This is a genomic window from Flavobacterium sp. 9 (assembly GCF_002754195.1).
GTDB lineage: Bacteria > Bacteroidota > Bacteroidia > Flavobacteriales > Flavobacteriaceae > Flavobacterium.
In genome coordinates, this window is record NZ_PEEU01000001.1 from 5,664,032 (window position 1) to 5,675,455 (window position 11,424).

At 33.1% G+C, this 11,424-nt stretch carries 7 protein-coding genes; 2 read left to right on the forward strand and 5 right to left on the reverse strand.

The window, feature by feature from the left end; genetic code table 11:
- Positions 1-60: 60 nt before the first annotated feature.
- The gene (locus tag CLU81_RS23670; RefSeq protein ID WP_099712082.1) at positions 61-1,362 is read right to left on the reverse strand and encodes a hypothetical protein; all 1,302 of its coding nucleotides are present in this window, start codon (positions 1,360-1,362) and stop codon (positions 61-63) included.
- 423 nt (positions 1,363-1,785) lie between these two features.
- Between CLU81_RS23670 and ppk1 the strand changes: the two genes are divergently transcribed.
- Positions 1,786-3,819, forward strand: coding sequence for a polyphosphate kinase 1 (gene ppk1 / locus CLU81_RS23675; protein ID WP_158235366.1), 2,034 nt, complete (start codon positions 1,786-1,788; stop codon positions 3,817-3,819).
- Positions 3,820-3,852: 33 nt separating this feature from the next.
- On the opposite strand, the gene CLU81_RS23680 is transcribed toward ppk1, so the two are convergent.
- Positions 3,853-4,437: a hypothetical protein gene (locus CLU81_RS23680; RefSeq protein WP_099712084.1), complete on the reverse strand. Its 585-nt coding sequence runs from the start codon at positions 4,435-4,437 to the stop codon at positions 3,853-3,855.
- 397 nt (positions 4,438-4,834) lie between these two features.
- Between CLU81_RS23680 and CLU81_RS23685 the strand changes: the two genes are divergently transcribed.
- Entirely contained in the window at positions 4,835-8,500 is a 3,666-nt protein-coding gene (locus CLU81_RS23685; RefSeq protein ID WP_099712085.1) for an HYR domain-containing protein, read from the forward strand.
- 204 nt (positions 8,501-8,704) lie between these two features.
- Here the strand turns inward: CLU81_RS23685 and CLU81_RS23690 are convergent, their stop codons facing one another.
- The 3 genes from CLU81_RS23690 to CLU81_RS23700 are packed head-to-tail and all read right to left on the reverse strand — an operon-like array spanning position 8,705 to position 11,175.
- Entirely contained in the window at positions 8,705-9,136 is a 432-nt protein-coding gene (locus CLU81_RS23690; protein WP_099712086.1) for a hypothetical protein, read from the reverse strand.
- Positions 9,137-9,154: 18 nt separating this feature from the next.
- A complete protein-coding gene (locus tag CLU81_RS23695; RefSeq protein WP_099712087.1) occupies positions 9,155-9,853 on the reverse strand; it encodes a response regulator transcription factor in 699 nt (232 codons plus the stop codon).
- Complete coding sequence (locus CLU81_RS23700; RefSeq protein WP_099712088.1) at positions 9,850-11,175, reverse strand: sensor histidine kinase KdpD; 1,326 nt, start codon at positions 11,173-11,175, stop codon at positions 9,850-9,852. Before CLU81_RS23700 ends, CLU81_RS23695 begins: the two co-directional genes overlap by 4 nt.
- Positions 11,176-11,424: the final 249 nt, after the last annotated feature.

Here is an 11,424-nt window from a genome sequence, read left to right on the forward strand (position 1 = left end):
AAACAAATTAGTGATAATTAGTGCAATTAGTGTTTTTCATACTTGTGTACACACGGTAGTTTACAGAGCAGTAATTTTTACAGAACTGGCTTTATCATTAAAACTTCCTAAACAGCTATTATTTCCTGTTATTACAACAGATTCTCCGCCATAATTATCGTTTTGATACATTGTAATTTTGTATCCGCTTTCTAATCGAACAGAAGACAAATCATCATTTGCAATACCATAAGATTTTAGCTGAGCCAATGTATAATTGCCAGCAGGCAAGGCGATTGCATAACCTGTATAATTGCAATTTTGGTAAAGCGTTACGATACCGCCAGCCGAAGCATTGTATTTATTATCCGTATAAATGCGGGAAAGATTACCTACACCATCAAAATAATTATCTGCTAGTTTTGCAGGATCTGTTGCAAATTCTCCACCTTGTACAATCGCATCATTTCCATCATTCCATGCCCATGGAGCGTTTGCACCACCAGTTTTAAAATCATTTCCTGTAAATCCTCCGCCTGGACTAGAGAATAATTGTGTATTAAATCTTTGATCCCATAATCCGCCGCTTTCAAAAATATCGACAAGTTTGTATTCTACATAATTATCGTAATTATCAGCTGGTATTTGCGCCACTCCGCTTGCCGATGGATAATAGATAATTCCGTCTCCGTCAATATCGTGCTGTGGCCACGCTTTAAGACTATGTCCTTTAGAATCTTGCGCCGTAACAGGATGCAATTCTCCGTTAAAATCTCTCATTTGCAAAGTTCCGTCAACACTTTCCAATCCGCTTACAAAAGAACTTCCAGACGGAACATACGAAAAGAAATCAGAGTGACTTACTGTAACCGCTCCTTTTAAAGTTCCATAAGTTGAACCATTTTTTTCTACAATCATTAATACACCTTCTAAATCATTTTCGTGTTGGTCTAATGAATACAAAAGCGGATTATCTGTCCAATCTCTTGGAGAGAAAAAAGCATACGTAATGAACCAATGCGTGTTTGATTCTACTACAGAATAGTAACAATGTGCCGCTAAAGAATTAGCATAAGCCGGAAGATTATTCCAGTTGTTTTCGCCATTCCAGTCATTGTCATAATTAATAGCTGTAAGATAATCTGATTTTCCTCCTTCGGCATACGTTCCTGTGGCATCTACATCTTTGTAATGAATAGGCGCCCATCTTCTTGCCAAATCAGAACTTGCTGCTGAACTCATTTTCTTGAAACTTTTTTGTTCTTTTACCACAGCGGTAGTTTCTGCTTCGTCCATTGTCGTGTCCTGACAAGAGAATGTAATTGCAGATAATGCAATAATTAAGACTTTACTTAAAATCTTTTTTGGATTCTGTTTTTTCATAATTCTAGGTTTAATGGTTTATAATAGATTTAAATGCACTGATTTTGATAAATTATGGATTAGCATTAGAAACTTGTTTTTGAATTATAATTCTTACTAGTTATAAGTACTGTAAAAGAGAAATCGTACTATCTGAAGGGTATTATAATACGGTTAACAAAAAGTTAATAGGATTAATATTATTTGTCGCTTGCGAAGTCAGTAAAAGCGCTGAAGTATTTTAAGTATATATCGCAGTTATAATGGCGTGTGTAGATAAGTTATAACCTTGATATAAGGAAGATTAAGATATGTTACCGATAAATTAAATTATGGTTAACTGGTTGTGTTTGATTCTATTTTAATGTAATTAATTCTCAAATTTACAGACGTGTCAATAAAGCATAAACCAATTTATTCTCTTATAATAGTACCTTAATAAACGTGCAAAACTACCTTATACCTTCAGAAATTTCATGGCTTTCTTTCAATAACTGTATTTTGGATGAAGCAAATGATGCCAATAATGCATTATACGAACGAATCAAGTTTTTAGCGATTCATTCTTCAAATCTGGATGAATTTTTTAGAGTTAAAATCAGAAAATTGCTGATCAAAAATTCAAAGAAAAATAAAGATTTACTGGAGAAGATTTTAGCCGAAATTAATCTTCAGCAAAATAGATTTGGGGCAATCTGGAACAATTCGATAGTGCCGGAATTAGCCGCAAATAATATCGTTTATTATGAAAATCAAGAACTTTTAGAAGAGCATTTGCATGAGATCGAATATTATTTTAAAAGTATTATTTTGTCTTATATTCAGGTAATTTATATATCGGTAAACCTTCCAAAAACTTATTTTTTAAACAATCGCAGTTTATACTTTTTAGTCAAGCTAAAAGATTCGGCGGGCAATTATCATTATGCTTATTTGAATATTCCATCGGACAAACTGGATCGCTATAAAAAATTGCAAAGTCTCGGAGATACACACTATATTATTTCGATTGATACGATTATAAAAAAATGTTTGTCTCTGATATTCCCAACCGGAAAAGTGGTTTCCTGCAATGCAATAAAGCTAAACAGAGACGAAAATTATCTTATCGAAGATGAAAACTCCGGAGATTTAATTGCAAAGATTGAAGCAAAAATTGAAGAACGAAAACGAGGTTCATCGACACGATTTCTGTATGATTATAATATGGATGCCGAAACAATTTCGGTATGTAAAAAAGCGTTCCGACTTCATAATAATGAAATGATAAAAGGAGGAAGTCATCACAATCTTTATGATTTATTTCGGTTTCCAAATCCTGTAAAACCAAATCTTCAAGGAGCAAATTATCCAGGTCTTCAACATTTGCCTTTCGAAAGTAATAAGTCGGTTTTTGAAATTATTGACAGACAAAATCAATTGCTTCATTTTCCGTATCAATCGTATTATTATGTACTTCAGTTTTTTAATCAGGCAGCAATTAATAGAAACGTTCTTGAGATAAAAATTACTTTATACCGTATTTCATCAGAATCGTTAATTGCAAATGCTTTGATAAGTGCGGCAAAAAACGGTAAAAAAGTAACTGTTTTTGTAGAAGTTAAAGCACGCTTTGATGAATATAATAATTTATTCTGGTCGAGAGAAATGAAAAATGCCGGAATAAAGATTATTCAAAGTATGCCAAATTTAAAGGTTCATGCCAAAGTTGCAATGGTAACCATGAAAGATAAGTACGGAAACAAGAAACATTATAATTATCTGTCAACGGGAAATTTTAATGAAAGTACCGCAAATATTTATTCTGATTTTGGTTTTTTTACTTCGGAAAAAAGATATACAGATGATTTGAAAAAAGTCTTTGCATTCTTAAAAAGCAAGAAGAAAACCGAAGCTCCAAAACATATTCTGGCCGCAGGTTTTAATATGAAAGAAAAATTAATAGAATTAATAGACGACGAAATAAAGAACAAAAAAGAAGGTAAAGAAGCGTACATCTTTTTGAAAGTAAACGGAGTCGACGAAAAGGATATTATTGATAAACTTATTGAAGCAAGCAAAGCTGGCGTTGATGTAATCATGATCGTACGCGGAATTTGCACATTATTACCGGGAATTAAAAATGTATCCGAAAACATCGAAATTTACCGCATTGTAGATATGTTTTTAGAACATTCGAGAATCTACAAGTTTGCAAATAATGGTCAGGAAAAAGTCTATTTATCATCGGCAGATATGTTAAGTCGAAATTTAAACAGAAGAATAGAAGTTGCTTTCCCGATATACGATCAAAGAAATATTGCGGAAATAAATAAGATTATTGAATTACAACTCGAAGACAACACAAAACGCAGAAGTGTAAATAGCGAAGGAATTAACGAATTGGAAATCTTAGATTCAGAGATTCCGAGGCGTGCTCAGACCGAAATTTACAATTGGATTGCTGAGAATAATAAAGTGGAATCTCAAGACTTTTAATTGCCATTTAGACACAAAGAGAATATATTAGTTTCATAACAAGATTGGATTGTTTTCTATCTGTCTAAATTGGTTCTTTTGAAGTCTTATACTTTTTATTTGATGAAGACATTCATTAACGAGATTTTTTATTTCGAGGTAAGTCACATTATGAATTGAAGTAATAGAACTTTTGACCATGTCGATATAATTTCCGGCATCAATTAAATCTGTTTCGAGTTTTTTTAGAATAGTACTTTCAGGATTTTTGCTTTTTTTATAATAGTAAATGCAATTATGAAGATCTTCAATTTGACCACGTAAATCAAATACTGCATTTTTTGAAATTGCACGTCTGTAATAATTCGAAAACTCTAACGGATTCTCTTCAATCAATTTATCAAAATCTTCAATTGCCTGCGAATGTTTATTTAACTTTTGAAGACACTTTGCTCTTAATTTAAAGACTTTTAAATCAAATCGGGAATTTAAAGAATTATCAAAGTATAGTAAAGCCTCACCAAATTTGTTAGACAAATAAAGTTTTTTCCCTTTTTTTAAATTGATCAATTCCTGTGTAGACTTCGATTTAAAAAAAGTAGTCTTAAGTTTTGCTTCCAAATTATTAAACCATTTCATATGCCAAAAAATTAGATGGTTAGAGTTTTACTGATGCAATTAAAAAGAAATTTTTGGGATTTAAATTTAGTTGTTTTTTTTTAATTCGATAGCTTTTAAATAGAATTAAATTTACAATTACTTTATAATTAATTGTGTTAGTTAGCAATAAATGGGAGTTTCGCTTAAAGATTCTACAGTTTTATTAACCATTTTTTTATGATGATTTTAATTACGTTTAGTTAGAAATTTTTTCTGAATAGTGAGAATTCATCATTAACTCTTTATTAACCCTTAATACGGGAAACCGTATTAAAAAAGTAAAGTTTTTTGGTATGTTTGTACCGATTTGATATTTTCATTTTCTTGAGATTCTTATGCTTACCAAATTATTATAAATAAAAAATACCACTAGTCTATGAAGAAAATTCTACTCTTTTTTTGTGTTTTACAATCTTTAATAACTTTTGCCCAAAACCCTGCTGATATAGAGCACAACTTTGGACCAGGACCTGGATTTGGCAGTCTTGTAAATTGTATGGTAACCCAACCAGATGGAAAAGTAATTATAAAAGGATCTTCTGTGTATAAAGGCGCGATAACCAAATTATTGATTCGTATTAATCCTGACGGAAGCGTAGATCCAACTTTTGATTATTACGTGGAAAATGCTTTTGATATAAAAACGGTTGCTTTACAGCCTGATGGAAAATTACTTATAGGAGGTCTCGATAAAACTCTAAGAAATCGTGTAATACGTTTAAACAGCGATGGTAGTAAGGATACTTCTTTTGAGTTTGGGGCCGTGCAGGAGGTTAGCGCTTTTGTTAGTTTAATAACATTACAACCCGATGGAAAAATACTTGTAGTCAATAAAAAAGATTCTGTAGAACCAAGGAGACGCTTAATTCGTTTGAATGCTGACGGAAGCCTTGATTCAACTTTTGATATAAAAAACGGATTTGATAGCAATGTTTTTGCAGTTGCTGTTCAATCTGACGGAAAAATAATTGTAGGTGGCAGCTTTAGTACCTATCAGGGAGTAGCACAGAGTTATTTGGTACGTTTAAATGCAGATGGTACAAAAGACACTTCATTTAGTATAGGAACAGGCTTCGCTGGTAGTTCGGTCGCGTCTATTGTAATACAAAATGACGGACAAATAATTGTAGGCGGTGGTTTTACACGCTATCAGGGAGTAGCTCAGAAATATTTGGTTCGTATAAATCCAGACGGAAGCATTGATACTTCATTTATCAGTCCACCTAGTTTTATGTACATGACTAGTGAAAGTGTGAATAATATGTACTTGCAGCCTGATGGAAAATTACTTGCAAACCTTTATAGATCTAATGGTAATGACGCTGTTTATCGTTTTAATACTGACGGAACTACAGATACTACTTTTTCAATTCCTTCTTTTAGCGAGAGCGCAAATATTCTTAATGGGCGTTCAAATGCGGATGTTAACGCCATAACCCTTTTAAATGATGGAAAAATCCTTATTGGAGGAAAATATAGTTACTGTCGGGATATTATTGATAAAGGTATTATTTGTTTAAATGCTGATGGAACCAGAAATGCTACTTTTAACAAAGACACAGGTCTTGACGCTGCAGTGTTTTGTTCAGCGGTACAAACTGATGGGAAAACTTTGATAGGAGGTTTTTTTGACAATTATCAGGGAGTTACACAAAAAAAGCTGATTCGTTTAAATGCTGATGGAAGCAAGGATACTTCATTTAATCCGGATTATAAGTTCAATAATGAAGTGAGTTCAATACTATTACAACTGGATGGGAAAATATTAGTTAGAGGAAAATTTACGGATACAGGCAATGGAGGCAGAAATTCTCTGGTTCGGTTAAATCCAGATGGTTCGCTGGATACTTCCTTCATTAAGAGATTTGAATATGCGGTTGAAGAAATGGCTTTACAGCCTGATGGCAAAATACTTGTAAGTGCTTTTGTGGATAGTTATCCAAACTTACCCTATAGAAAATTATTTCGCTTGAATATCGATGGCAGTGAAGACAAATCTTTTAAACCTGGAACTGGTTATGATTTTACGAATGCTTTAATTTCTTCTATTGTAGCACAACCAGATGGTAAAATACTTTTAGGAGGATCATTTACTACTTTTAACGGACTTGCTGAAAAGTATTTGATTCGTTTAAATCCCGATGGAAGTAAAGACACTTCCTTTAATGTTGTAACGCTGCATGATTCAGCAATTGATGTTAGTGATATAGTCTTACAGCCAGACGGGAAAATACTTGTAAACGTAGGTTTTTCTAACGCTCAGGTAAATTATCAAAGTTATTTGATTCGTTTAAATTCAGACGGAAGTAAAGATGTTTCATTTGCTGACGGAACCATAACTGAAAATGTAGGAACAGGATATAGTGGTACCATTATTTCTGTGGTTTTGCAATCAGATGGAAAAATACTTTTAGGAGGAGAATACAATACTTATCAAGGCGTTACTCAAAATCGTTTGACACGTTTAAATACTGATGGAACAATAGACAATACCTTTGACTCAAAAACAGGATTTGGAAGTCCGGTTTACACTATATCTTTATTTCCTGATGGAAAAATTAATGTAGGCGGAGTTTTTTCAGGTTACCAAGGTATTACGTCTGCTTATTTTATTCGCCTAAAAGGGACTTATGTTAAACCTACCGTAAGCGCAACAACGATTCAAACTAATTTAACTTGTCCTGGCAATCAATCCGGTTCAGCTTCGATAGTATCAGTTTATGGCGGAAAAAGTCCTTATACTTATCTTTGGTCAAATGGAGCAACAACAGCGACCGTTAGCGGATTACCGGAAGGAAATTATTGGTGTAAAATAACGGACGCCAATTCGGAAAGCGTAACGAAGAATTTTGTCATAATTACAGATCCAGATATTGAAAAACCAACAATCATTGCTCCGGAAGCTGTAACCGTAAATTTAAATACAGGTTGTACAGCAACACAAATTTCATTAGGAACTCCTGTAACAAGAGATAATTGTATCATAACTTCAGTTACAAATGATGCTCCAACAGAATTTCCGTTAGGAGACACAAAAGTAACCTGGACCGTAAAAGACGCAAACAATAATACTTCAATCGCAGTTCAAACAGTTACAGTAAAAGATGTTACTTTGCCTACGATCACAGCTCCAGCGCCTGTAACGGTGGAAGTTGGAGAATATTGCAGCGCTAAAGATGTAGTATTAGGAACACCAACAACGGCTGATAATTGTTCTGTTGCTTCAGTTAAAAATAACGCTCCAAAAAGTTTCCCTTTAGGAAAGACAACCGTTACCTGGACTGTAACTGACGGAAGCAATAATAGCGCAAAAGCAACACAAATAGTAACCGTAAAAGATACAACTCCACCAACTATAACAGCTCCTGCAGATGTTGTAGCAGAAATGGAAACAAATTGCAGTGCAATAAACGTTACATTAGGATATCCGGTAATAACGGATAGTTGCGCAAATGTTTCAGTTACAAATAATGCTCCCGGAAGTTTTCCTATAGGAAAAACAACAGTAACCTGGACAGCAAAAGACATAAGTAATAACATTGCAACAGCGACCCAAATAGTAACCGTAAAAGGTATTGATGTAACCATTACATTCAATGCAGGCAAACTATCTGTTGCCGAAACTGGTGCTACATATAAATGGGTGACTTGTAATAATGGAACATTTACACCTATTGCAAATGAAACTAATGCTGTTTTTACACCAAAACAATTAGGAAGTTATGCTGTTGAGGTTATAAAAAATGGATGTTTAGCAAGAAGTACTTGTTTTGATGTTACAGTTTTGGGAACAAAAGATTTTGAACTTCAGAATTCATTCAAATTATATCCAAATCCGGTTAAAGATTTCATTACAATTGAAATGAATTCATCAGATAATGCAAAATTGAATGTATTTGATGTAACTGGTCAAATTGTCCTTTCGAAAGAATTAAAAGCGACATCAACGAAACTAAATATCTCTAATTTACCAACAGGAGTTTATATGTTTCAGATTTCAAATGAGACAGGAATTGTAACGAAAAAAGTAATTAAAGATTAAGTTTAATACTGACATAAAAGTTTAATCTTCTTTGAATAAAAAAAGCCGAAAATCAGTGATTTTCGGCTTTTTTTATTATGTTCTCTTGTTCTAAACATATAAACTCCAGCTAAAGCTGGAGCCAATTCAAAAAAACTTCGCTCCCGAAGCCTCGGGATTGAGACTTTGCGAGATTAATTTTATTTTGAGATCTAAAAGTAAAGTTTAGTTTTTTGAAAGTGTTTCAGAAATTTTATCTCCCAAAGCTTGTAATTTCTCAAAGGTTTCATTAGAAACTAATTCTTTATCAATGCTAACTTTTAATTTTCCTTCTTTTAGAACAAAAGAATAAGCAGTTTCGCCATTGTTGTCTTTCTTCCAAATTTTGCTGCCACGCTCAGTTGATTCCATATCGTTGTCTAAGTTATCAGACAATAATTTTTCTATTTTTTTAGTTTTAGAAACATCGAAATTTGCCAGTAAAGAATAAGAATCATCTGAATTAGAAATCGAAACAGATGAAGAAGATTTTGTCGTTTTTGTTTGTGTCGAAGGCACTTTTGCAATAGCAGTTGTATTTCCCGAAGTTGCCGTTGCTGTTTGTGCCTGAGCTAAAGTTCCCCAAATTAAAAGGGTTAGTAATGAGATGATTTTCATAATAGAATTTTTAAATTTTTATTCGTTGTTAGTAGTAAATTTAAATCCCAAACCTCGTACGCTTGGAATAGAAATATCAGGATCTTCACTAAAATATTTCCGAAGGCGACTCATAAAAACGTCCATGCTTCGTCCTGAAAAGAAATCGTCATTGCCCCAGATTTCCTTTAAAATATCTTCACGTTTGAGAAGTTTATTTTTATTGGTATATAAAAACCGAATCAAATTTGCCTCTTTTTCGGTAATTTGATGTGTAATTTTTTCATGGGAAAGCGTATAATTATCACCATCAAAAATATATTTACCAATAGAAAATACCATAGGTTCCGGCGCGTTTTTTACGACTGGTTTTTGACTTCGCTTCAGAATGTTTTGAATTCGCAAAATCAATTCTTCGACTTCAAAAGGTTTTACCACATAATCGTCGGCGCCAAGACGCAAACCTTTTATTTTATCTTCTTTAAAACCTTTTGCTGTCAAAAAGATAAAAGGAGTTTCGGCATGTTTGTCAATAATGTTTTCAGCCAGCGTAAAACCGTCCATGTGAGGCATCATGACATCCAGAATACAGATATCAGGTTTCGTGTCCGGGAAAATTTTCAAAGCTTCCTTACCGTCTTTTGCCCAGGTTACATTAAAACCCGAAAATTCAAGATATTGCCTTAATATAGACGCATAATCAAAATCGTCTTCGACTAATAAAATATGATGTTTCATACCGGAATTGTAATGGTGAATAATGATCCTTTTTGTTCTTCGCTTTTAACGCTAATAGTTCCTTTATACGTTTGTACCAATTGTTTAATATAGAATAATCCAAGACCAAGACCTTTGTTATTGTGAATATTCCCTTTTTCGACTCTGTAAAATTTATCAAAAATCGAAACTTGTTCCTGAACCGGAATACCTTTTCCGTCGTCTGTTACAGAAAGAATGAAGTTTCCTGTCGTTAATTTTAAGTCTACCAAAATTTTCAAAGCACCATATTTTACCGCATTATCCAGAAGATTTATCAAAATCGTATTGAAATGAAAACGATCCATTGCAATGGTAAAAGCTTCTTTTTGACTTGTAAATTCAATAGTTATATCAGGCCTCGAAAGTTCAAAATCTGCAATCATATCCTTAATTTCTTCACTCGTAACCTGAATAATATCTTTGCCGGCAATAGGCGTTAAAGAAGCTTCGGTTACCTGACGAAATAATTTTTGCAGTCTTTCATTTTGCCTTGCAATCATAGCAAGCGTATTTTTATAATGCTCCGGACTCATTTGCGCATCTTTTCGTTGTAATGTTTTGATCGCGAGATCCATCGTAGCAAGAGGCGTTTGAAACTCATGCGTAATATTATTGACAAAATCCGTTTTGATATCCGCAATTCGTTTTTGAGTGATGAGGTTTTTGAGTGACATATAATACAAGAAAACCACAAACGCCATTAATAAAACAGAAAAGATTAATAAACCTGCCATTTTCGAAATAATAGTTTGCTGCAATTTCTCAAAATTATAATAACGATTACTTTTTATAACGATTGTAAGTTCGTCTTCCGTATTTTGAGTTTCCGAACGTCCCATCGAAGAGAGAATTTGGTTCTTTTTTAAAGTATCATTAGCCAGAACTAATATTTTTCCATTAAACAAAGTCTCCGGTTTTCCATGATTCACGATTGCAACTGAATTGATATAAACCGAATAACTAATGGGATAATCTTCTGGTTGTGCCTTCCTTTTCATGTAAGCATTCATGGCTCTCGAAAGCGAATCTCTGTTGCTAATAATGTATTTGGTATAATCTTGCTTTGTTGCATTTCCCTTCACATATTCCTTTACATATTTTTTTGATTGTAATATCCAGGTATCGTTCAGATTTTCGCATTCATCAGTGTCTTCCAGACGGGCAATTTGCTTTTTAATGGCCGTATTTATTTCCTTTTCATTTAATTTATAAATATTGTAGATAAAATAGCCTTGAATTGTAGCCAAAGCAATTACTGTAAAAATACAGGCACCAATTAAAAGCATTATTTTTCTTTTCATCTGTTTTCAAAGTTTTGATTAAGAAAGGAAATCAGTTTGTTTTACTAAAGCAAAGCTATTGCATTTTTAGCTTTTTCAGATTAAAAATACCACCGTTAACCCTACTTTAACCAAATCTGTAAACCATAAATCAGGCAAACCCGTGCCACGATTAAAATGTCTTTACCAAAAGCTTTTTTGCGTTTACAATATGTTTTTTACCTTCCTGTGTTTAACCCTTCGTTAACCCTATATTAACCATTTTTCGAA

Excerpts from the sequence above, each read along its gene's own strand:
- CLU81_RS23695 (WP_099712087.1), bottom strand. The coding sequence starts at position 9,853 with ATGAAACATCATATTTTATTAGTCGAAGACGATTTTGATTATGCGTCT.
- CLU81_RS23680 (WP_099712084.1), bottom strand. The coding sequence starts at position 4,437 with ATGAAATGGTTTAATAATTTGGAAGCAAAACTTAAGACTACTTTTTTT.
- CLU81_RS23700 (WP_099712088.1), bottom strand. The coding sequence starts at position 11,175 with ATGAAAAGAAAAATAATGCTTTTAATTGGTGCCTGTATTTTTACAGTA.
- CLU81_RS23670 (WP_099712082.1), bottom strand. The coding sequence starts at position 1,362 with ATGAAAAAACAGAATCCAAAAAAGATTTTAAGTAAAGTCTTAATTATT.
- CLU81_RS23685 (WP_099712085.1), top strand. The coding sequence starts at position 4,835 with ATGAAGAAAATTCTACTCTTTTTTTGTGTTTTACAATCTTTAATAACT.
- CLU81_RS23690 (WP_099712086.1), bottom strand. The coding sequence starts at position 9,136 with ATGAAAATCATCTCATTACTAACCCTTTTAATTTGGGGAACTTTAGCT.